The following is a 21,058-nucleotide window of genomic DNA, read 5'->3' on the forward strand; positions in this document are numbered from 1 at the left end:
CGACGCTCAGTCGCTGTCGCCGGGGCGGGCGACCGGTTCGCCGCCGATGCAGCCCACGTTCACCTCGAACTCCCCCGCCGGGCCGGCGAAGGTCACCTCGGCGTCGTCGTCCGGGCCCCGGTCCACGTCCTTCACCCGGTAGCCCTGCGCCGGGGCCCAGGAGACCAGCCGCACCTCGGACCCCACGCACTCGGCGACCGCCGTACCGCCGGGGGTGGAGAAGCTGCGGCGCAGGCCGGGCGTCGTAGCGGGGCCGGCGGTGGGGGACGACGGCGCGGACGCCGCCGGGGCCGACGGTGTCGGCTCCGGGGCCGCCAGGGCCCGCTCGACCTCGGCCTGGCTGCGCACCCCGCCGGGGGTGCCGGTGATGCTCTCCCCGACCAGCCGGATCGCGGCCACCCCGATCAGGGTGGCGAGCACGGCGGCGGCCAGCCAGCCGGCGGTGGCGAGGAGCGTACGGCGACCCATGCCCCGACTATGCCCGACCGGCCGCTAAGCCGGGCCCGGCGGCAGGATAAGCGGAGGTTAAGAGCCGACCCGTGGTCCGGTGGCACCGGCTAGCCTGCCTAGCGGTGGCAACCCTGCTCCTGATCGGGGACGACGGATGAGACGGCGGCTGGCGCTGCTGGTCGCGGCGACCAGCTGCCTGACCCTGGTGGCCTTCCTGGTGCCGCTGGCCCTGCTGGTGCGCACGGTCGCCGAGGACCGGGCCACCGTCCGGGCGACCGCCGACGTGCAGGGGCTGGTGCCGGTGGTCGGCACCGCCGACACGGCGACGATCCGGTTGACCGTGGAACAGCTCGCCGCCGAGTCGGGGCGGCCGGTCAGCGTCTACCTGCCCGACGGCACGGTGCTCGGCGCGCAGGAGCCGCGTACCCCGGCGGTGGCGCTCGCCGCCCGGGGCCAGAGCCTCACCGCGGAGCTGGACGGCGGTCGGGAGATCGTGATCGCGGTGCAGGGCCGGGCCGACGGCACCGGCGTGATCCGCACCGTGGTGCCCCGCGCCGACGTCACCGCCGGGGTGGCCCGCGCCTGGCTGGTGCTGGCCGCGCTCGGCGTCGTGCTCGTGCTGCTCGGCCTCGCCGTGGCCGACCGGCTGGCCCGCACCCTGGTCCGGCCGATCACCGAACTGTCCTCGGTCTCGCACCGGCTGGCCAACGCCGAGCTGACCGCCCGCGCCGAGCCGGCCGGCCCGCCGGAGCTGCGGGAGGTCGCCGGTGCGCTCAACCACCTGGCCGCCCGGATACAGGTGCTGCTGCGGGAGGAACGCGAGCAGGTGGCGGACCTGTCGCACCGGCTGCGGACGCCGTTGACGGCGCTGCGGCTGGAGGCGGAGTCGCTGCGCGACCCGGACGACGCGGCCCGGGTGGCGGCGGCCGTGGACGGGTTGGAGCGGGCGGTGACCGGCCTGATCCGGCAGGCGCGCTGGCGCAGCGACCCGGCTGACGGCGGTCCCGGCGCGGTCACCGCCGACGCCGCCGCGATCGTCGGGGAACGGGTCGCCTTCTGGTCGGTGCTGGCCGAGGACACCGGCCGGACCGTCGACCTCGACCTCGCGGCCGGGCCGCTGCCGGTCGGGGTGCCCGCCGACGAGTTGGCCGCGGCCGTGGACGCGCTGCTGGGCAACGTCTTCGCGCACACCCCGGAGGGCACCGGCTTCACCGTCCGGTTGACCCGGGAGGCGGCCGGGGCCGCGCTGACCGTCTGCGACGCGGGGCCGGGGATACCGGCCGCCCTGGTGGAGCGGGGGGCCAGCCAGGCCGGCTCGACCGGGCTCGGCCTGGACATCGCCCGGCGGGCCGCGCAGGCCAGCGGCGGCCGGCTCGACCTGGGGTCGGGCGCGCAGGGCGGCGCGGTGGTGACGCTGCGGCTCGGACCGCCCAGGTCGGCTTAACCGGAGCTTAGGGTCGGCGCAGCGCGCCGCTATCCACCGCCGGAGCACGCTGAGCGCACCAACCGAGAACTCCGGAGGTACGCATCATGAAGCGCACATCCCTGCTCCTGGCCGCTGCCGGCGGCGCGGCCGTCCTCGCCGTCACCGGCACGGCGATCGGCGTGTCCGCCGCGGAACGGGCCCCCGGCCCCACCGCCGCGACGACCGCTCCCGCCCCGGCGGACCCCACCGTCGCGCCGACGGCCGGGACCCCCGGCGGCACGCCGACGGCCGGGACGCCGGACGGCGGCCCGACGGCGGGGACTCCGGGCAGCACCGCCCCGGCCACCGACGACGCGGTGAGTCAGCAGCGGGCCGGTGAGATCGCGCTGGCCAAGGTGGGTGGTGGTCGGATCACCGAGATCGAGCGGGAGCGGGAGGAAGGCCGCCCGGTCTGGAGTGTGGAGATCATCAACGGCGACACCGAGCACGAGATCGAGGTCGACCGGGAGAACGGCGGCATCGTCAAGTCCGAGCAGGAGAAGGCGGACGCCGACGACCGGTCCGGTCGGGACGACGACGACCAGGACGACGACTCCGACGACCGGGACGACGACGGCGACGACGACTGAGCGTCCGGATGTGGGGTGGGGACACCCGGCCCGGTCCGGACCGCCGACCGGGCCGGTGCCGCCATCGCACGGTGACGGGGTGGGCCGCCCCGGCGACCTCTGCCGGGGCGGCCCACCCCGTCGGTGCCGGCGGTCAGAAGGTGTGCAGGTCGACCGTGAGGCCACCGGTGCCGGAGTGGCTGACCGCCACCCAGTCCGTGCCGGCTCCGGCGAGCCATCCCGGATAGCGGCCGAGCTGGCGGCCGGTGTCCGCCTCGAACACCAGCACCATCGGGCGGTCGTCCTCGGCCCCGCTGACCGCCACCAGCCGGGCCGTCACCGCCGACCGCCAGCTCGCCGACGTACCGGGCAGCGCCGGGTCCGGCGCGGTCCAGCGGGCGACGCCGGTGGCCAGGTCGAGCAACGCCAGCGCGCCGCTGTCGGCGGTGTCGCGGACCAGGACCGACCGGTCGTCGCCGTCGATCGGGACACCGGCGGCGACGCCCTGCCAGACCGTCCGGCCGGTACGCAGGTCGACCAGTTGCGGCCGTTCGTCGGCGGTGACCGCGACGAGCCGGGTCCCGACCCCGATCAGCTCCTTCCCGCTGCGGTCGTTCGCCAGCCGCTTGGCGCACTCGCCGTCCTGCCGACGCCCGCTGTAGACCGCGCCGGACCAGCCCTTGGCACCGGTGCCCGCGTTGACGCTGGCGATGCTGACCGTGCAGCGCCGGTCCCCCTTGGGCGGGTCATGGTCGGTGCTGACCAGCAGGTCGTCGGCGGCGAAGCCGAACCAGGCCCGGTTCGGCAGCCGCCCGGCGCCGGCCCGCCCGGTGGTGGGGGCGACCGGGGTGTAGGTGGCCGCCCGGCCGGAGGTGCCCAGCCGCACCACCACGTACCGGCCGGTGGCCGGCGCGTACGGCGGGCGCGCGCCGAGGGTGACGTCGCCGACCCGGGCGAACCGGTCGGACGGCAGTTTCCACAGTTGACGACCGCTCTCCAGCTCCCTGGCGATGATCACGCAGGTCGCCGCCGTCCCGGCACCGACGCAGTCCCGGGCGTAGACGGCCTGCCCGTCGACGACCACGTCCTGGCTGCCGGCGGCCCGCCACCGGGTGGCACCGGTGAGCGCGTCGAGCACGTCCACACCGCCGTCGTTGTTGTCGCTGACCACGATGGACCCGCCGGCGATGACGTACCGGAAGCTGCCGTCGAACGGGTGCGCCCACCGCTGCTGCCCGGTGGCCCGGTCCACCGCCCGCAGTTCCCGCCCGTCGGGGACGACGATGAGCCGACCGGTCTCCCCCAGCTCCTGGTCGATCCGCCGCACCGACACCGACCAGGCCGCCTGCGGGACCTGCGGGGTGGGTGACCTGGTGCCCTCCCGTAGGCGCTCCGGGGTCTGCTCGACAGGCGTCGGCGGACGCTGCGGGCGGGGCGCGGCGCAGGCGGGAAGCCCGACGACCAGGGTCAGGGCGACGGCGGTGGTACGCCAACGGGCTGGTCGGTGTGACGGCAACGGGTTCCCCCTCGGTGGACGGTCGAGCCGTCACCCTAGGACCCGTGCGCATCCCGTGCCACCGGACGGTCGAGGTGCCGGTCCCGGCGGCTCGGGACATCCGCCCCTGGCCGGCGGGACGGGGCGCGGAACAGGCTGCGCTGCGCGTCCGCCGGCCCGGCGGCGTCCAGTGATCCGGAGGGAAGCCCGTGGGGGTGCCGGTGCGGTCCCCGTCGTCGCCGACGGGAAGCGCGGTCCGTGGCGGCGGCGGTGGTCATGCTGAGACAGTGGACCGGCCATGCCGAACGTATCTCTGACCGCGCGGTCGACCGGGTGGGCGGTTCTCACCGGCACCGTCCTGCTCAGCCTCGGCGCGGTCGTCGCCTGGGCGGTGGCGACCCCGCCGTGGTCCGCCACCCAGCTCTACTCCCTGGTCGACCTGCTCGACGGCATCGTCTACGGCACGTTGGCGTGGCTGATCCTGAACCGGCAGCGGACCGGCAGCCGGGTGCCCGCCGTGATCGCCTGCGCGGCGGCGCTGGGCGGCGCGGTCGCCGCGTGCGCCGGCCAGTGGCAGCTCGCCGTCGGCGGGCCACCGGCGCTGACCGCGCTGCACCGGTGGGCCTGGGTGCCCGGCCTGTACGCGCTGGTCGTGGTGATGCCCTGGCTGCTACCGGACCGGCCGCTGGACCGGTTCGGCCGGGGCGCGGTCGCCGCCGGGGTCGGCTACGTGGTGGTGACGATGGCCGCCGCCGTCACCGCGCCACCGCCGCTGGGGGTGCTGCCGCTGCCGGACGGGCTGCGTGGCGTCCGGGCCGCGCTGCTGCCCGTCCTGCCGTACCCGCTGGTCGGGCTCGGTCTGCTGGCCTGCGCCGGGTTGGGGTGGCGGTGGCGACGCGGCCCCGCCGCGCAGCGCCACGGCCTCGGCTGGGCGACGGCCGGCAGTGGGCTGCTCACCCTCGCCTTCCTCGCCACCCTGCTGCCCCCGGTCGTCCCGGCGGCCCTGCCGGCGCTGCTGATGCTCGCCTCGCAGGCGTTCTTTCCCGCCGCGGTGGCGGTGGTGGTGCTACGTCAGCAGCTGTGGGGGCTGCGGCTGGCCGTACGCCGCACCCTGGTGTGGTACCTGATGACCGCGGTGGTGATCGCCGCCTACTGCGCGACGGTGACGCTGCTCGACCGGCTGCTGCCGCAGCGTCTGCCGCTGCCGCAACTCGTCGTGACCGGGGTGCTCGCGGCGGCCTTCCAGCCGATGCGTGAGGCGGTGCAGCGGCGGGTGGACCGCCTCGTGCACGGCGAGGCCCCGGGACCGCTGCTGCACCGGGTGGCGCACAGCGTCGGCAGCACCACCGAGATCAGCGCGACGATCGCCGCCGCGCTCCGGCTCGCCGAGGTGCGCATCACCGAGGGCGGGCCGCAGCCACCACCGCACCCGTACGGCCGCCCGTTGACCGTGCCGTTGACCAGCGGCGACCGGCTCGTTGGCCAGTTGCACGCCTGGCCCCTGCCCGGTGAGCTGCTCGACGGCCGGGCCCGCGAGCAGCTCACCGTCCTCGCCCCGGTGGTCGCCGCGGTCGTGGACCTGGCCGGCACCAACCGGGACCTGGCCCGCTCCCGGCAACGGCTGGCCGAGGTACGCGACGAGGAGCGCCGCTCCCTGCGTCGGGATCTGCACGACGGCCTCGGCCCCGCGCTCAGCGGCATCGGGTTGGGGTTGGCCGCCACCCGCAACCTGCTGCGCCGCGACCCGGAACGGGCCGAGAACCTGCTGGACCGGTTGACCGGCGAGCTGACGGCACGGGCGGCGGAGGTCCGGGACATGGCGCACGGCCTGCTGCCCCCGGTGCTCGCCGACGGCGGCCTGAGCCCCGCCCTGCACCTGCTGCGGGACCAGTACGCCCGTAGCGGCCTGCGGATCGTGCTGCACGGGCCGGCCACCCTGACGCCGCTGCCGGAGCCGGTCGCGACCGCCGCCTACGGGGTCACCGCCGAGGCGATCCGCAACGTGCAGCGGCACGCCGGGGTGGACCGGTGCACCGTGTCGCTGGACCAGCGGCCCGACCGGCTACGGGTCACCGTCACCGATCAGGGTCGGGGCCTTCCGGCCGGCCCCACCAGCCACGGCGTCGGCCTGCACGCGATGCGGGAGCGGGCCGAGGCGGTGGGCGCGACCCTCACCGTGGGGCCGGCCGGCCCCCGGGGCACCACCGTCTGCCTGACCGTCCCCCTGGAGCAGCCGTGACCGACACCCCGATCCGCGTCGCCGTGGTGGACGACCACCCGGTCTTCCGGCTGGGCATGGGCGCGTTGCTCGACACGTTGGGTGGCATCGAGTGCGTGGGCGAGGCCGCCGACGCGTCGACCGCCCTGGCGCTCGTCGCCCGGGTACGCCCGGACGTGGTGCTGATGGACCTGCACCTCGGCCAGGGGTCGGGGATCGAGGTGACCCGGCTGCTGCGCCGCGACCATCCGGCGGTGCGGGTGCTGGTGGTGAGCATGCTCAACGACGACGCGTCGCTGGTCGCCGCGCTGCGCGCCGGGGCCCGTGGCTACCTGCTCAAGGGTGCCTCGGCCGCCGACGTGGAACGGGGTATCCGGGGGGTGGCCGGCGGCGACCTGATCCTCGGCGGTCCGCTCGCCGACCGGGCCGGCGCGCTGCTGGGTGCCCGCGCCGACGCCCCGTTCCCGCAGCTCACCGACCGGGAACGGGAGATCCTCGAACTGCTCGCCCGGGGGCTGTCGAATCCGCTGATCGCGCACCGGCTCGGGTTGAGCGCCAAGACCGTCCGCAACAACGTCTCGGTCATCCTGGTCAAGTTGCACCTGGGCAGCCGCGCCGAGGCGATCGCCCTGGCCCGCGATCACGGGCTGGGCGCGCCCAGCCCGGCCGAGGCCCCGGCCACCCCGGTCCCGGACCGGTCGGCGTGACCGGGGGCGACCGCTGCGGGGCCGGGTTCGGGCGGTCACCCGCCGTCGCCCGGCGCGCTACCGCCGTCGGCCGGTCAGCTCGGCCGGGCGTCGGGCAGGGTGACGCCGGTGAGCTGCGCGCAGTAGGCCAGCAGTTCCTCCCCGAGCGGGGCGAGCCGGGCCGGCGACGGCCGCCAGTCGCGCGCGCTGACGTACCGGCCGCTGACCAGGACGTCGGGGTCGGTGCCCACGGCGAGGCGCACCTGGGCGCGGGCGGCGTCGTCGGGGCTGGTCGGGGCGGCGGCACCGCCCATCCGGGTGCGTACCCAGCCGGGGTCGACGGCGTTGCTCAGGGTGGCGGGCCAGCGGCGGGCCACGGCCACGGCGAGCGCCAGGTCCAGCAGCTTCGAGGTGGAGTACGCCTCGACGCCGTTGAAGGGGCGGGTGTCGTACCGCAGGTCGCCCAGGTCGGTGATCCCGTCGGCGGCCATCGCCGACGACACGAACACCAGCCGGCCGGGCGGCGGCAGCAACGCCGTCAACAGGTACGGCGCGAGCACGTTGACCTGGAACGTCGACTCCAGCCCGTCACCGGTCAGCTCCCGCTCGACGGCGTCGAGGCGGGCGATCCCGGCGTTGTGGACGATCGCGTCGTACCGGCCGAACGCGGCCAGCGACCGGGCGAGCGCCGTGGTCTGCGCGAGCGAGGCCAGGTCGCCGACCACCACCCCGGCCGCGTCCGGGATCGCCGCCTTCGCCACCGCCGCCCGTTCCTCGTCGCGGGCGTGCAGCACGACGCGGTGCCCGGCGGCGACGAGCCGCGCCGCCGTACGCCGGCCGATGCCGTCCACCGATCCGGTGACCACCATGGTGCCCATACCGTTCCCTCCGTCCTGGTGCGACCGCACCCCGGGCAGGTCGCTGCCCCGACCGATGGGACCCGGCGTCGCTTGGCGACGGCTAAACGCGTCCGCCGCCGGCCACGCCAGGCGCGGACCAAGTGGTGGTTGCTGTGCTGGGGGTATGAAGAGAATCCTCGCCGTCGGTCTGGCGCTCACCGTCAGCGCCGGGCTGACCGTGGCCGCGGCCGGCACCGCGCTGGCCCGCCCCAACTGCGACGTTCCCGACCCGCCGCCGGCCTGCGACGACAGCCCCACCGAGCCGACTCCCCCGCCGATGGGCAGCGACAAGTACCCGATGGGCTGGCTGGAGTCGTGGGAGTACGTCGGCGGGGCGGTCCGGGTCAGTGGCTGGGCCAGCGACCCCAACGGCGGCCCGGTGCAGGTGACGGTGCAGACCGACGTGCCGCCGGCGGTGACCCGCCCGGCGAACCTGTGGCACGTCGAGCGGAATGGTTTCGTCGGCTTCTCGTTCACCGTGCCGAGTTCGGCGCTGGCCGGGGTGCACACGTTCTGCGTCACCGCGAACAACGTGCCCGACGGCAGCCAGCCGGTGCCGGAGGTCGCCCCGCTGTCCTGCCCGCAGTACCGGGTCGTCCCGGCCGCGCCGAGCGGGCTGACGCTGTCCACCGGATACCAGGAGGGCAAGCGGACCCTGGACGTCACCTTCACCGACAACTCGGTGCGGGAGGACAACTACCGGATCGATCTGAGCTGGTTGCAGACCACACCGGACGACACCCCGACCGATCCGGGGCTGCCGACCACCCCGCCAGGCGGGCCCTCGCTGCCGATCCCGCAGCCCACCTGGGGTGCGCCGATCCCCACCACCGAGGTCGGCGTCGCGCGGGCGGTCATCTACGGCACCCCGGACACCGGGCGGCGTACCTGGCACTTCACCCACATGCCGCAGGCCTTCGTGCACGTGGTGGTGGTCTCGAACGAGGCGGGTCTGACCTCCGCCGCGCTCAGCGGAGGCATCTCCACCCGCTGAGCGGGGTCCGGACGTGACGACGATCGGCGTGCTCGGCCCGGTGCGGGCCGCCCGGGACGGCACGCCGGTCGACCTCGGCGCGCCCCGGCAACGCGCGGTGCTGGCCCGGCTCGTCGCCGGCGGCGGCCACGTCGTGTCGGTGGACCGGCTCGTCGACGATCTCTGGGCGGGTGACCCGCCGCGCCGGGCCCGGGCCGCCCTCCAGGTGTACGTGTCGAACCTGCGTCGCGTCCTGGAACCGCACCGACGCGCACGGACCCCCGCCCGGGTCCTGGTCACCGTCGCCCCCGGGTACGCCCTGCGGCTGCCGACCGCGCACGTGGACGCCTGGCGGTTCGAGGCGGCGCTACGGTCCGCGACGCCGGACGCCGCACCCGGGCCCGTCGCGGCGCTCACCGGCCTCGACGCGGCGCTCGCCTGCTGGGGTGCCGACACCCCGTACGCCGAGTTCGGTGGGGAGCCGTGGGCGGACCGGGAGGGCGAGCGGCTGACCCAGCTCCGGTCGACCGCCGTCGAACAGCGCGCCGGGCTGCTGCTCGAACTCGACCGGCCGCACGAGGTGGTACGTGACCTCGACCCGCACGTACGCGAGCACCCGCTGCGGGAACGGGCCGCGATGCTGCTCGCGGTCGCCCTGTACCGCCTCGGTCGGCAGGCCGACGCGTTGGACGTGCTGCGTGCCGTCCGCGCGACGCTGGCCGAGCAGTTGGGCATCGACCCCAGCCGGGCCCTGCGGACCCTGGAGACGGACCTGCTGCGGCAGAGCCCCCGGCTGGAGCCGGCCGTCCCCGGGCCACCGGTGCACGGCACACCGGGTCCACCGCCGGTGGCCGCCGTTCCGGGCCCGCCACCGGCGGCGACCGGGCCGCCCGCCGCGCCGGGCCCGCGCCGGGTGTGCGGGCGTACGGCGGAGCTGGCCCGGCTGCGCGCGGCGGCCGACCGGGCCGCCCGGTCGGGGCTCGGCGTCTGCTGGCTCGGCGCGGAGGCCGGGGCGGGCAAGTCGACGCTGGTGGGGCAGTTCGCCGAGGGCCTCGCCGACGCCGGCTGGCGGACGGCGGTCGGCACCTGCCCGCCGGTGGCGGGTGCTCCCCCGGCGTGGGCGTGGCGCGAGGTGGCCGCCGCCACCCGGCGGTTCCTGCCGCCCGGGGAGCCGGAGCACCGGGACCTGCTGCTGGACCCCGACGGGCCGGACGACGCCCGGGGCGGGTACGACGAGTTCCACCTCGGTCGGGCCCTGGCCGCCCACCTGTTCCGGCTGGCCGGGCACGACCCGCTGCTGCTGGTGGTCGAGGACGTCCACCACGCCGACGGGGCGACCCTGCGTGTCCTGCGGCATCTCGCCGCCGCCCTCGCCGGTGCGCCGGTGCTGGTCGTGGTGACGTACCGGCCGGACGAGGTGACCGACGACGTGGTGGCGGCGCGGGCGGCGCTGGCCGGTGTGCCGGCGGTCGAGGTCACGCTCGGTGGCCTCGACGCGGAGGCCGTCACCGCGGTGCTGCGCCGGCACGGCGTGCACGACCCGGCGGTGCTGCGCACGGTCCGGGACCGTTCGGCGGGCAATCCGCTGTTCGCCATCGAGCTGGCCGGGCTGGTCGCCGCGGAGGGGCCGGCGGCGGCGCTCGACGGTGTGCCCGCCGGCCTCGGGCACCTGCTGGCCCGCCGGCTGGCACGGTTGCCGGCGGACGCGCGGACGGTGCTGCGGCAGGCCGCGGTCTGCGGCGTGGAGGTCGACGTCGATCTCCTGATCGCGGTCGACGGCGGCCCGGAGGAGCCGGTCCTGGCCGGGCTGGAGGCCGGGGTGACGGCCGGCCTGCTCGTCGAGCCCGCACCGGGGCGGGTGCGGTTCGCCCACGTCATGCTGCGCGACGTGCTCTACCACGGCCTCCCGCTGCTGCGCCGGACCCGGCTGCACGCCCGCGTCCTCGCCGTGCTCCGCGAGCAGCGGTGCGACGACGTGGCGACGCTGGGACGGCACGCGCTGGCGGCCCTCACCGCGTCCACCGCCGCCGACGCCGTCGTCGACCTCACCGCCGCCGCCCGCCGCGCCGGGGCCCTCGGCGCGGCGCAGGAGGCCGCCGCGCTGTGGGCGGGTGCGCTGCGCGCCGCCGACCTGGCCCCGACCGTGCCCGCCCGGACCCGGCTCGACCTGCACCGTGAGCTGGCCGCCGCGAGCGCCCGCGCCGGGGAGGTGCCCGCCGACGCGGTGCGGCGGGCCGCCGACTCCGGTGGCCCGGCCGCCGTCCGGGCCGCGCCGACCTGTCCCGACGCCCCGGTTGGCCGGGCGGGGCGTCGGGTCGACGAGCGGCCGGGCCGGCGTCAGCCGACCACCGCCACCCCCGACTGCGACTCCCCGAACTCCCAGCCCGCCAGCAGCTTGCGCCGGCCGGCGAGGGCCGAGGTGCCGGTCGGCCACTCGGTCGCGCCCAGGTAACGGGCGCCCGCGGCCCGCGACCAGAACGGCTCCAGGCAGTGCAGGCTCAGGTGGTCCCGCAGCTGCGGCGGCTCGACCTGCGCCAGCGCCGCCGCCCACTCCTGCTCGACCCGCCGGTGGTCGCCCGGCCCGATCGGGAGCAGCTCCGGCAGCCGGTGGGTGAACGTCGCCATCCGCATGGCGTCGTGGACGGTGCCGTCGGTGGCCAGGCGCAGCAGCGCCGAGAGCCGGTAGTTCCACCGGCGCGCCGACTCCGCCGTCAGGTCGAGGCCGTGCCGGTCGATCAGCGCACCCAGGTCGACGCCGCGCACGAGCAGGTCCGCGTCGACCGCCCGGACGTCGGCGAGGAACGCCGCCGGCAGCACGTCGTCGGCCCACTCGACCGCGAACAGCGAGTTCGCCAGGTCGAACTCCCAGCCGAGGGCGGCATGGTCGTCGTCGAGGTAGCAGGCGTCGACGTCGGGCACCGTGACCGGAGCCGACGAGGCGAGGGCGTCGGGGGTGAGCCAGCCCGCCGGGAGCAGGAACTCGTCGAGGGTGTCCCCGCCGAAGTAGGCGTCGTGCGGGCCGGCAGGAAGATCGGACCGCCCGAGCAGGGCGGCGAAGGCAAACGTCAGATCCACCCCGGCAGTCTGCCCCAGGGATACGACACGGCGGGTGGGGGCGGTTACCGGGTCCGGGGCCGCTGGAGGGCGAGGTGGTCGAGCAGTTGGGTCAGCCCGTCGTCCCGGGGCGCCACCTCCAGCGCCGGATCGTCCGCGAGGACCGCCTGTTGGAGCAGGTGCAGCCGCTTCGACGGCTCCAGCCCCAGTTCCTCCACCATGGAGGTGCGCAGCCGGTGGAAGACCACCAGGGCCTCGCGTCGCTGGCCGCTGCGGTGCAACGCGACCATCAGCTGCGCGCACAGGTTCTCGTTGAGCCCGTGCTCGGCGATGAGCAGGGTGAGTTCGGCCAGCACGTCCTGGTGGTGACCGAGCCGCATGCGGGCCTCGATGCACTGTTCGACGGTGGTGAGCCGGGTCTGTTCCAGCGCCTTGAGGCGGGGCTCGGCCACGGTGCCGGCGCGCACGTCGGCGAGCGCCGGGCCACGCCAGAGCGCGCAGGCGCGCACCAGCAGCGCCGCCGCGTCGACGTTCTCGCCGGCCGCCAGGGCGCGTCGACCCGCCGAGGCGAGCTGCTCGAACAGGCGCAGGTCGAACTCGTCGGGACCGACCCGGAGCACGTAGCCGCCGGGGACGGTGACCAGCACCCGCTTGGCCACCTCGGAGACCGGGACGTCGAGCAGGCCGGCGAAGCACTTGCGGATCTGGAGCACGTACGTCTGGAGCGTGGTCAGCGCGCTGACCGGTGGGGACGCGCCCCACAGGTCCTGGATCAGCGCGGAGACCGGCACGGTCTGGTCCGCGTTGAGCAGCAGCAGGCCCAGCACGCTGCGGGGCTTCGGGGCGGTCGGTGTGGCGGTGTGACCGGCGTGGGCGAGCACGAGCGGTCCCAGGATCTGGATTTCCATGGCCTCTCCCCCAGAGAACGAGCTGCCTTCGTCCCGACGTGCCGCTGCGGGGGACCGAACGACAGCGGAAACCGCACCAATCTGCATAGACAGGCGTCAGTTACATGCGGCATTCACGTCTTTTCGCGTCGCAGTGGTACGACGTTCGACTGAGAGGCTAGCCGGTTTCCGGACGACCGTCGTCGATTGTTCGAACCATCTTCGAGGACCGCTAGGAACTTCGAGGTCAGACCCCCTGGCGAAGCGAAAAAACAGGGCCTGGCGGGGACCCGGGCCGGGCGGCGGTCCCGGTGCCGTCGGCGGCCATCCGGCCACACATCGACATCATTGCTGGCCTTCATTAAAAATGGGATGTGTCGCCCCGAAGGGTCCCGACTGCCGCGCTTCGGGCGGGCAGGTTCAGGGTCGGCGCAGCACCGCCGCCCCGACCCGCCAGAGGATGTCCGGGCGGCGCAGCCGGGCGGGGCCGGCCGTCAGGTTGACGACCTCCAGGAAGGCCCGGTGCACCACCTCGTCGGTCACGGTGGCGTGCTGCACCGCCTCGGCCAGACCACGCCGCAGCCGCCAGCCGAACGGTCGGGCGACGGTCACGTGCGGCAGGTAGCAGTCCTGCGCGGCGGAGAAGTCCCAGGCGTCGTCCACCACCGCCCGGACCCGCCGGAAGTACCCGTGCGCCGGCCGGTCCACCGCGCCGGGCTCGGCGAGCCACTCGGCGAGCGCGACCGCCTGCACGGCCGCCACCGAGATGCCCTGGCCGTAGGTCGGGTTGAACGAGGCGACCGCGTCGCCGATCGCCACCAGGCCGGCCGGGAACCGGTCCAGCCGGTCGAAGTCGCGGCGGACGCTGTCCGGGAAGCGGTGCACGTACACCTCGCTGGCCGGCTCGCACGCGTCCGGCAACAGCCGCAGCGGGGTGGCCGGGTTCGACCGGCAGCGCTCCAGGAACCCGCCCAGGTCGCGGCCCGGCCGCCGGTCGCCGTAGCCGCTGACCAGCGTCAGCCAGCGGTCACCCTCGACGGGGGTCATCGAGCTGGGGCCGGTGCGCGCCCGGCTCGGCGTGTGGACCGAGTACACCGCCACGTGCCCGGCCAGCCGCTGGCCGGGTTCCCGGTGGAACAGGCAGGTGGCGTAGCCGAGGTCGAGGGCCATCCGGCGCTTGTCGGGCGCGGGGTAGCCGAGCCGGCCGAGCCAGTCGGCGAGCCGGCTGGACCGCCCGGTGGCGTCCACCACGAGGTCCGCCCCGTGCCGCTGGGCGTCGGTGCGGCCCGGTGTCCGGACCAGCGCGCCGTCGACCCGGCCGGCGGTGGCGGTGAGCCCGACGGCGGTCCCTGCGACCAGGGCCACGTTGGGCAGCGCGAGGACCCGCCGACGGAGGTGCCATTCCAGGAACGGCCGGGACACGCTGACCACGCTGCCGCCGCGTACCGGGACCTTGGCCCGGCCGTTGAGGAACCACTGCGCGCCGCCGGGGCCGCTGGTGACCAGTTGACCGCCCTCGCGCACCATCTGCCGCACGACGCCGGGCAGCAGCCGGTCGATGACGGTCCGGCCCCGGCCGAGCAGGGTGTGCGCCTGACTGCCGTGCGGCGCGCCACGGCGGATCACCGGGGCGTCCACCAGCTGGTCGGGCTCGACGATCCACACCTGGTCGGCGTGGTCGGCCAGGACCCGGGCGGCGACCATGCCGGCGACGCTGCCGCCGAGGACGAGAGCGGTCCGCATCAGCGACCGACGGCCGGCCGTGGGGGGCCGGGCCACGCCGACGCGCGGGCCACCGCGAGCACGTGACCGGGCAGTTCCCGGTGGGTCACCAGGACGCCGGGGGCGTCGACGGCGGGCCGCCACGCCGGTGGTGCCGGCGGCGCGGTGCGCCAGCGCAGCAGTCGGCCGCCGCGCAGCCCGGTGCCGTACAGCTTGGCCACCGCCTCCTTGCCGGTCCACAGCGCCAGGAAGTCGACGCCGAGCCGTTCCACCGGCCGCCCGCGCAGCCAGTCGGTGTCCTCCGGGGCGAACCACCGCCGGCTCAGCGGCAACGCGGGCAACGGGCGCAGCGCCTCCACGTCGACGCCGACCGGTCCGTGTCGGGACACCGCCACCGCCACCAGGCCACGGGTGTGGCTGACGCTGGTGTGCCAGCCGGTGGCGACGCCGCGCAGCACCGGCGCGCCCGTCGCCGTGTGCGCCACCGCGACCGCGGCCGGCGGGGCGCCGGCCATCGCCGCGGCCGTCTCGACGAGCAGCGCACGGGCCGTAGCCCGCCCGTCGTCCACCGTGCGGCGCAGCCGCACCACCAGGTCAGCCGGCACGACGGCACGCCGCGACGACCGTACGCCCCGGGTGGCAGGCGGACCAATCGACCGCAGCGAGCGCACCCATTCGATCCCCCACGGCTCCCCATTGACGACAATTGTCAGCGCGCCCTGGTTGATGCGAGGATGACCGGGCCGAAATCGACCATACCGAGGCGCCTGCGGGCCCGGCCCGCACTTCTCTGGACATTCACTAGAGTCTCAGTGGAGGGCCATCCGTGGCGCGTGACGACGACTACTTCCGCAAGCGGCTGCTGAACGTCCTCTGTGCCACCTGGACGGCGCAGGCGTGTTCGGTGTTCGCCCTGCTCGGTCTGGCCGACCGGATCGCCGCGGGCACCACCGGAGGTGCCGAACTGGCGGCCGTCGCCGGGGTGGACCCGGTGGCGTTGCGCCGGCTGCTCGCCGCGCTCGCCGACGCGGGCGTCCTGCGCCAGACCGGTCCCGACGACTTCACCCTGTCCGGCATGGGGGAATACCTACGCACGGACGCCCCCGGTTCGGTCCGCGACACGGCCGTGCTGTACGGCCAGGAGGTCTTCGCCTCGTTCGCCGGCCTGCTCGACACCGTACGCACCGGCCGGCCGGCCTTCACCGACCGCTTCGGGGAATCCTTCTACCAGTACCTGGGCGGGCACCCGGAGCTGGCGGCGACGTTCAACGGGGCGATGTCCACCGCCCCGGAGCCGCCGCCACCCCCCGCACGGCTGTTCGACGACGCCCGTACGGTGGTGGACCTCGGCGGCGGCGACGGCGGCCTACTCGCCGATCTCCTGCGGGCCCGTCCCGAACTGCGCGGGGTCCTCGTCGAGTTGCCCGAGGCCGCCGCCCGGGGACGTGTCCGGCTCGCCGGCGCCGGGGTCCTGGACCGGGTCGACGTCGTCGTCGGCAGCTTCTTCGACCGGGTGCCCGCCGGCGGGGACCGGTACGTGCTGCGGCGGGTCCTGCACAACTGGGACGACGGGAACGTCGCCCGGGTGCTGTCCCGGGTGCGCGCGGCGATACCGGCCGGGGCGCGGCTGCTGGTGCTGGAGGAGTTGCTGCCGGCGCAGCCGCAGCGGGCCGGGGCCGGCGCGGGCACCTGGGGGGCGCCCCGCAACCGGATCGTGGATCTGCTGATGCTGGTCCTGATGGAGGGCCGGGACCGCACCGCGGCGGAGTACGGCCGGCTCCTCGCCGACGCCGGTTTCGCCGTCGCGGGCGTCACCGACGGCGCGATCGAGGCGGTCCCCGTCTGAGCGCGGCGGCGGGCCGTCCCGGGTCCGTCGTTTCCCGGCTCACCGGGCGGGCCGGGTCAGCAGCAGACCCTCCTGGGCCACCGTGGCCACCAGGTCGCCGTCGCGCGCGTACAGGCGTCCGGTCGCCAGGCCGCGACCGGCGGCGGCCCACGGGCTGTCGCAGTCGTACAGCAGCCACTCGTCGGCCCGGCAGGGCCGGTGGAACCACACCGTGTGGTCGATGCTGACGCCGAGGTCACCCGGGCCCCACTCGGTCGCGTGCCCGGCCACCATCGCGCTGAGCAGCAGGGGCAGATCGGAGATGAGCACCAGCGCGCCGACGTGCAGCGGCACGTCGTCGGGCATCCTCCCGGCCACCCGTACCCAGGCCCGGCGGTGCGCCTCGCCCGCCCGTTCCCCGGCGGTCCGCTCCCCGGGCGGCGGGCCGAGGTACCTGGTGTCGAACGCGAAGAGCATGTCCTGCACGGCGGCCAGCCGGGCGGGCGCGTCGGCGAGGAGTTCGGTCAGGGTCGGCACCTCGTCCGGGGGCGGGACCTCGGGCGCCGACGGCCCGTGCGCCGGCCCGCCGCCGGGATCGTGGAACGAGGCGGTCAGGAAGAAGATCGGGGTGTCGCGCTGGAGGGCGACCACCCGTCGGGTGGAGATGGACGGGCCGTCGCGGAGGCTCTCGACCAGGTAGGTGACGGGCCTGCGGCTGTCGCCCGGCCGGGTGAAGTAGGCGTGCAGCGAGTGCACCGGTCGACCGGGGCGCACGGTGTGCGCGGCGGCGGTCAACGCCTGTGCGGCGATCAGTCCCCCGTACCGGCGGGTGGTTCCCCGCGACGTACCGCGACCGGAGTACACCCCCGCGACGGGTACCAGCCGGTCCGTGGTGACCGTCGCGGGTTCGACAGGTGCCAGGTCGAGCAGCCCGACCACCTCCGCGACGGCCGCCCGGCCACGGTCGGGGGCGGTCGCTGCGCCGTTCATGCGGCGAGATACCTGTCGACCTCGTCGGCGGCGACGGGCGTGCCGTGGGGTTCCGCGCGCATCAGCTCGCCGAGTTGTGCCGCGCGCCGCCGCAGCGGACCGGTGGTCAGGCGGGACATGCCCGAGAGCAGCACGTCCTCGGACAGGTCGGTGAACCGCACGTGCACGCCGGCGCCGAGCCGTTCCAGCTGGCGGCCCCAGAACGGCTGGTCGGCGTACGAGGAGCAGACCATCGTGGGGATGCCGGCGCGTACGCCGGCGGCGGTGATGCTGGCGCTGCCGTGGTGCACCACCATGGCGCAGTGCGGCAGCACCAGGTCGTAGTCCACGTAGGGCACCACCCGCAGCTCCGGTGACGTGGACGGCGCGAGCCCGGACAGGCCCCAGCCGGTGGCCACCAGGGCACGCAGACCCAGCGACCGGCAGACCCGCCTGATCGCCGCCATCATCGCGGCCGGGTCCGACACGTGCGTGCTGCCGAACGTCACCAGGGCCGGTGGTTCGCCCGCCGCCAACCACCGCGCCAGCTCAGGGTCGAGTGTGGACATGCCGGCACGGTCCAGGTCGACCGGGGTCAGCCGGAGGTCACCGACGATCGGGCGGTAGGCGTCCCAGGTCAGGCCGGGCACCAGGGTGGGACTGTAGCCCTGAAGTTCCAGCGGTCGCCGCAGCTGCTTCGGGGGCGGCGGCATCTCCGGGAGCCCGAGCCGGCGACGGAACTGGAACATCAGGTCGCGCCGGTACCGCCAGGCCCGTCGGGTGTAGTGCAGGTAGGTCGCCCGGTTCGCCGCGGCGGTCGGCAGCGGATCGACGGCCACCAGCGGATGCGGCACCACGTCGTTCGGCCGGGACGGTGTGAGGTCGTACGCGACGAGGGGGACGTCGTACGCCTCGGCCAGCGCCGCGGCCCACTGCTCGCTGACCACGGCGCAGACGATGGCCTCACTGCCGGCGGTGAGTTCGATCGCCTCGTCGCCGAACCGGCGACCGTAGTCCCGGTACGCCTCGATCGTGATCTGGAGGAACGAGTCGAGGTTGCTCTTGGTGACCCATTCCCGGCCACGCTCGGTCTGCATCATCGACTGCTGGTTCCAGCCGACCGGCACCACGTCGAGCCCCAACTGTCGGGGCAGGTCGACCAGGTTCAGTGACGCCGCGAGGCGTACCTCGTGGCCGTGGCGGGCCAGCTCGGCGGCGAGCGCCGTCAGCGGATAGACGTCACCGCGGCTGCCGAGCGCCAGGACGGTGATACGCATCGTCGCTCCCCTCCGGTCCTCGGTGCGGCGTCGACCCGTCGCCGGTGTTCAGGTCGGTGGAGACCGCGATCTGCCGCTGGTCCTCCAGTTCCGCCAGGCGCGCGGTCAGTCCGCGCCGGATCGTGGCGTACGCGTCGCTGCCGAGCGCGAGCCGCAGCGGGGCGGTCGGCCCGGTGGCGACGTCGACCACGGCGGCGGCCATCTTCGCCAGGTCGCCACGGCACGGCAGGCGGCCGTCCTGCGCCCGGCGACGCAGGATCGCCGCCGGGGTGCCCGCGTAGGCGGGCGACGCGGTGGTCAGCTCCTTGCTCCGCCCGAAGAACCCGGTGCGCACGGTGCCGGGCTCGACGATCGTCACGCCTATCCCGAAGCCCTTCACCTCGGCGGCCAGCGACTCGAAGAAGCCCTCCACGCCCCACTTGGTGGCGCAGTAGACGGCCGTGCCGGGTGACCCCCGTTGCCCGGCCATGCTCGAAATCTGGATGATCCGCCCGCCGCCCTGCGCGCGCAGGTACGGCAGCGCCGCCTGGGCCAGGTGGATGGGCCCGGTGAGGTTCGTCCGGATCTGCCGGTCGACCTGCTCGCCGCTGGCCTCCTCGGCGGCGCCGACGAGCGCGTACCCGGCGTTGCTGACCACCACGTCGAGGCGGCCGAGCGCGTGGGCGGCGTCGTCGACCACCTGCCGGATGCGTTCCGGGTCGGTGACGTCCAGTCGCGCCGTCCACAGGGTCCCCGACGCGGGGGGCCGCAGTTCGGCCAGGGTACGCGGATCGCGGGCGGTGGCCGCCACCGTCTCGCCCCGGGCGAGCAGTTCGGTCACCAGCGCCCGGCCGAGCCCTGCCGAGCTGCCGGTGACGAGCCAGGTACGCGGGGACGCGGTCATGCCCCGGCCCACTCCGGGACGTCCAGGATCTCCAGGACCGCGCAGGACAGGGTGGCCGGCGCGCCCCCGTACAGCAGCAGGTGGTCGCCGGCGGTGAGCTGCCCGGTGACCAGCAGGTGATTGAGGGAGAGCAGCTGGTCGCTCGCGCCGGTGTGTCCGACGCCGCGCCCGAACTGCCAGGTGGTGCGCTCCATCGTGATGCCCAGCGGCTCCACCAGATCGTGCTGCACCATGTACGCCGCCGCGTTTCCGCAGATGAACCGGGTCATGTCGGCCAGCTTGCGGTCCGCCTCGTCGAGCGTGCGTTCGATCAGGTCGAGCCGGGCCCGGTTGCGCAGTTCGGCGGCGTCGGTCAGCGACATCACGTTGGTGCGGAAGTACTCGGCACGTTCGCGCATGTCGATCGTGCGGCCCTGGCCCGCCGCCGGCGGGTACAGCGGCTCACCGCCCCGGTACAGCGGTTCCACCTCGGGCACCGCGACGCTGCCCACGGCGCGCAGCCGGGCGAAGCCGTGGTCGCGGTCCAGCAGCAGCGCACTGCCGGCGTCGCCCAGGATGAACCCGGGTGCCGAGTTCCATCTGTCGATCAGCGGTGAGCCGAGGTTCTCGGCCGTGGTCACCAGCACCGTCCGGCCCGTCGCCGCGCCGGCCAGGTGCCCGGCGGCGATCTCCAGCGCCGCGAACACGCCGTTGCAGCCCAACCGGACCTCGAACGCGGGGGCCGCCGTACCGACGACCTCCCGCTGGATGTACGGGCCGGGCAGCCACATCTCCGGACCCTGGTGATAGATGGAGGCGTGCAGCAGCAGGCCGATCCCGGCCGGGTCGGCGGCGGCGCGGGTCAGCGCCTGGCGGGCCGCGTGCACCGCCATCTCCGGCGGTGAGACGTCCCCGGCGACGCAGGCGCCCGTCAGCCGGTTCTCCAGGTAGGCGGCCGGGCTGTAGTCGCCGCGCCGGGCGGCCTGGCCGGCGTCGGTCACGGGCGGTTGGAAGACACCCAGCCCGGACAGGTGAACGTTGGTGATCTTCAACCGCGTCTCCCGGGTCGGCCGGCCATGGCGCCACGTCCGCCTTTGGCAAGGACTGTAGTGGCCCCGCGCGGGGAGGCGGTGCACCCGAACTCGACGCCGGACTGAGAACTGCTCGAATTCCGCCGCCGCTCCGACTTCAGCACCCGTGGAGGCCATTTTCGGCGCATTGACCGGCGCAAGTGTCCGTTGATAACTTCGGCCCACTCATTTCGGAAATATGTCGTCGACCGACGCCGACCCCGCCGCCCCACGCCAGCCGAGAGGAAGGTAGCTCAACCATGTCAGCCGACGAGGTCCTGGCGTTCACCATGCAGGCGCTGCGCGAGATGAACTTCTACACCGACGACACCGGCCCCGACTCGATGCTCGGGCCGTCCGGTGTGGACCTCGACTCGCTCGCCGTGTCCGAGCTCGCGCTGCGGGTCGAGGACCAGTTCGGCGTGACGTTCGACGACGACGACATCGAGACGCTCGCCATCATGACGCTGGGCGAGTTCGCCGCGGAGGTGGCCCGCCGGGCGGAGCTGATCCCGCAGGCCGACGCGGCGCGCGGCTGACGGCCTACCGGGCGACCGGCGACACCCGACGTACGACCCGGTGGCGGTGACCGGCACGTCCGCGGTCACCGCCATCCCCCGTGCCGGGACCCGGCCGC

The 21,058-nt window shown here is 75.4% G+C and carries 19 protein-coding genes; 8 read left to right on the top strand and 11 right to left on the bottom strand.

Translation table 11 applies throughout. The annotated features are described in order from the left end of the window. Positions 1–6 precede the first annotated feature (6 nt). The gene (locus FJK98_RS20820; protein WP_145920526.1) at positions 7–468 is read right to left on the bottom strand and encodes a septum formation initiator; all 462 of its coding nucleotides are present in this window, start codon (positions 466–468) and stop codon (positions 7–9) included. A 136-nt stretch (positions 469–604) separates the two neighbouring features. On the opposite strand from FJK98_RS20820, the gene FJK98_RS20825 reads away from it, so the two are divergent. Beyond that, positions 605–1,894 carry a HAMP domain-containing sensor histidine kinase gene (locus FJK98_RS20825; RefSeq protein ID WP_145920527.1) on the top strand — a complete coding sequence of 430 codons (1,290 nt, stop codon included), beginning with the start codon at positions 605–607 and terminating at the stop codon, positions 1,892–1,894. Between the two features lie 86 nt (positions 1,895–1,980). Continuing rightward, on the top strand, positions 1,981–2,505 hold the full coding sequence (locus FJK98_RS20830) for a PepSY domain-containing protein (RefSeq protein ID WP_145920528.1): 525 nt from the start codon (positions 1,981–1,983) through the stop codon (positions 2,503–2,505). A 133-nt stretch (positions 2,506–2,638) separates the two neighbouring features. Here FJK98_RS20830 and FJK98_RS20835 read toward each other — a convergent pair whose 3' ends face one another. Beyond that, a complete protein-coding gene (locus FJK98_RS20835; RefSeq protein WP_145920529.1) occupies positions 2,639–4,000 on the bottom strand; it encodes a PQQ-binding-like beta-propeller repeat protein in 1,362 nt (453 codons plus the stop codon). Between the two features lie 277 nt (positions 4,001–4,277). Here FJK98_RS20835 and FJK98_RS20840 point away from each other — a divergent pair, with 277 nt between their 5' ends. Next, positions 4,278–6,218, top strand: a complete 1,941-nt coding sequence (locus tag FJK98_RS20840; protein WP_145920530.1) for a sensor histidine kinase — start codon at positions 4,278–4,280, stop codon at positions 6,216–6,218. Beyond that, positions 6,215–6,904 (top strand): response regulator transcription factor, encoded by a 690-nt coding sequence (locus tag FJK98_RS20845; RefSeq protein ID WP_145920531.1) that lies wholly within the window; start codon positions 6,215–6,217, stop codon positions 6,902–6,904. The genes FJK98_RS20840 and FJK98_RS20845 overlap by 4 nt, the downstream gene beginning before the upstream one ends. A gap of 74 nt (positions 6,905–6,978) precedes the next feature. Here FJK98_RS20845 and FJK98_RS20850 read toward each other — a convergent pair whose 3' ends face one another. Further along, the gene (locus FJK98_RS20850) at positions 6,979–7,761 is read right to left on the bottom strand and encodes an SDR family NAD(P)-dependent oxidoreductase (RefSeq protein WP_145920532.1); all 783 of its coding nucleotides are present in this window, start codon (positions 7,759–7,761) and stop codon (positions 6,979–6,981) included. A 145-nt stretch (positions 7,762–7,906) separates the two neighbouring features. On the opposite strand from FJK98_RS20850, the gene FJK98_RS20855 reads away from it, so the two are divergent. Together FJK98_RS20855 and FJK98_RS34565 are read left to right on the top strand one after the other, a co-directional pair. Next, positions 7,907–8,776 (top strand): hypothetical protein, encoded by an 870-nt coding sequence (locus FJK98_RS20855; protein ID WP_145920533.1) that lies wholly within the window; start codon positions 7,907–7,909, stop codon positions 8,774–8,776. A gap of 13 nt (positions 8,777–8,789) precedes the next feature. Beyond that, positions 8,790–11,207, top strand: a complete 2,418-nt coding sequence (locus tag FJK98_RS34565) for a BTAD domain-containing putative transcriptional regulator (RefSeq protein WP_145920534.1) — start codon at positions 8,790–8,792, stop codon at positions 11,205–11,207. Here the strand turns inward: FJK98_RS34565 and FJK98_RS20865 are convergent. From FJK98_RS20865 to FJK98_RS20880, 4 genes are all read right to left on the bottom strand, one after another. Beyond that, positions 11,093–11,830, bottom strand: coding sequence for a hypothetical protein (locus FJK98_RS20865; protein WP_145920535.1), 738 nt, complete (start codon positions 11,828–11,830; stop codon positions 11,093–11,095). The genes FJK98_RS34565 and FJK98_RS20865 overlap by 115 nt on opposite strands. Positions 11,831–11,874: 44 nt before the next feature. Continuing rightward, complete coding sequence (locus tag FJK98_RS20870; protein WP_145920536.1) at positions 11,875–12,717, bottom strand: AfsR/SARP family transcriptional regulator; 843 nt, start codon at positions 12,715–12,717, stop codon at positions 11,875–11,877. A 399-nt stretch (positions 12,718–13,116) separates the two neighbouring features. Continuing rightward, entirely contained in the window at positions 13,117–14,439 is a 1,323-nt protein-coding gene (locus FJK98_RS20875) for an NAD(P)/FAD-dependent oxidoreductase (RefSeq protein WP_145920537.1), read from the bottom strand. Continuing rightward, positions 14,439–15,023: a 4'-phosphopantetheinyl transferase superfamily protein gene (locus FJK98_RS20880; protein WP_145920538.1), complete on the bottom strand. Its 585-nt coding sequence runs from the start codon at positions 15,021–15,023 to the stop codon at positions 14,439–14,441. The genes FJK98_RS20875 and FJK98_RS20880 overlap by 1 nt, the downstream gene beginning before the upstream one ends. 221 nt (positions 15,024–15,244) lie before the next feature. Here FJK98_RS20880 and FJK98_RS20885 point away from each other — a divergent pair, with 221 nt between their 5' ends. Next, complete coding sequence (locus FJK98_RS20885) at positions 15,245–16,264, top strand: methyltransferase (RefSeq protein ID WP_145920539.1); 1,020 nt, start codon at positions 15,245–15,247, stop codon at positions 16,262–16,264. A gap of 39 nt (positions 16,265–16,303) precedes the next feature. Here the strand turns inward: FJK98_RS20885 and FJK98_RS20890 are convergent, their stop codons facing one another. From FJK98_RS20890 to FJK98_RS20905, 4 genes are read right to left on the bottom strand one after another with little or no spacing between them, the layout of a single operon-like run. Further along, entirely contained in the window at positions 16,304–17,233 is a 930-nt protein-coding gene (locus tag FJK98_RS20890; protein ID WP_145920540.1) for an acyl-CoA thioesterase II, read from the bottom strand. Then, entirely contained in the window at positions 17,230–18,489 is a 1,260-nt protein-coding gene (locus FJK98_RS20895) for a glycosyltransferase (RefSeq protein WP_145920541.1), read from the bottom strand. The genes FJK98_RS20890 and FJK98_RS20895 overlap by 4 nt, the downstream gene beginning before the upstream one ends. After that, on the bottom strand, positions 18,452–19,372 hold the full coding sequence (locus FJK98_RS20900) for an SDR family oxidoreductase (protein ID WP_145920542.1): 921 nt from the start codon (positions 19,370–19,372) through the stop codon (positions 18,452–18,454). The genes FJK98_RS20895 and FJK98_RS20900 overlap by 38 nt, the downstream gene beginning before the upstream one ends. Continuing rightward, a complete protein-coding gene (locus FJK98_RS20905) occupies positions 19,369–20,403 on the bottom strand; it encodes a ketoacyl-ACP synthase III family protein (RefSeq protein WP_168222523.1) in 1,035 nt (344 codons plus the stop codon). The genes FJK98_RS20900 and FJK98_RS20905 overlap by 4 nt, the downstream gene beginning before the upstream one ends. A gap of 278 nt (positions 20,404–20,681) precedes the next feature. Between FJK98_RS20905 and FJK98_RS20910 the strand changes: the two genes are divergently transcribed. Continuing rightward, positions 20,682–20,960 (top strand): acyl carrier protein, encoded by a 279-nt coding sequence (locus FJK98_RS20910; RefSeq protein ID WP_145920544.1) that lies wholly within the window; start codon positions 20,682–20,684, stop codon positions 20,958–20,960. Positions 20,961–21,058: the final 98 nt, after the last annotated feature.

Source organism: Micromonospora sp. HM134 (genome assembly GCF_007833915.1).
Classification (GTDB): Bacteria; Actinomycetota; Actinomycetes; order Mycobacteriales; family Micromonosporaceae; genus Micromonospora; species Micromonospora wenchangensis.

What these genes read in the sequence shown, in the direction of transcription:
- FJK98_RS20875 (WP_145920537.1), bottom strand. Translation starts at nt 14,439, where the DNA reads ATGCGGACCGCTCTCGTCCTCGGCGGCAGCGTCGCCGGCATGGTCGCC.
- FJK98_RS20825 (WP_145920527.1), top strand. Translation starts at nt 605, where the DNA reads ATGAGACGGCGGCTGGCGCTGCTGGTCGCGGCGACCAGCTGCCTGACC.
- FJK98_RS20900 (WP_145920542.1), bottom strand. Translation starts at nt 19,372, where the DNA reads ATGACCGCGTCCCCGCGTACCTGGCTCGTCACCGGCAGCTCGGCAGGG.
- FJK98_RS20895 (WP_145920541.1), bottom strand. Translation starts at nt 18,489, where the DNA reads ATGCGTATCACCGTCCTGGCGCTCGGCAGCCGCGGTGACGTCTATCCG.
- FJK98_RS20890 (WP_145920540.1), bottom strand. Translation starts at nt 17,233, where the DNA reads ATGAACGGCGCAGCGACCGCCCCCGACCGTGGCCGGGCGGCCGTCGCG.
- FJK98_RS20910 (WP_145920544.1), top strand. Translation starts at nt 20,682, where the DNA reads ATGTCAGCCGACGAGGTCCTGGCGTTCACCATGCAGGCGCTGCGCGAG.
- FJK98_RS20840 (WP_145920530.1), top strand. Translation starts at nt 4,278, where the DNA reads ATGCCGAACGTATCTCTGACCGCGCGGTCGACCGGGTGGGCGGTTCTC.
- FJK98_RS20830 (WP_145920528.1), top strand. Translation starts at nt 1,981, where the DNA reads ATGAAGCGCACATCCCTGCTCCTGGCCGCTGCCGGCGGCGCGGCCGTC.
- FJK98_RS20850 (WP_145920532.1), bottom strand. Translation starts at nt 7,761, where the DNA reads ATGGGCACCATGGTGGTCACCGGATCGGTGGACGGCATCGGCCGGCGT.
- FJK98_RS20870 (WP_145920536.1), bottom strand. Translation starts at nt 12,717, where the DNA reads ATGGAAATCCAGATCCTGGGACCGCTCGTGCTCGCCCACGCCGGTCAC.
- FJK98_RS20855 (WP_145920533.1), top strand. Translation starts at nt 7,907, where the DNA reads ATGAAGAGAATCCTCGCCGTCGGTCTGGCGCTCACCGTCAGCGCCGGG.
- FJK98_RS20820 (WP_145920526.1), bottom strand. Translation starts at nt 468, where the DNA reads ATGGGTCGCCGTACGCTCCTCGCCACCGCCGGCTGGCTGGCCGCCGCC.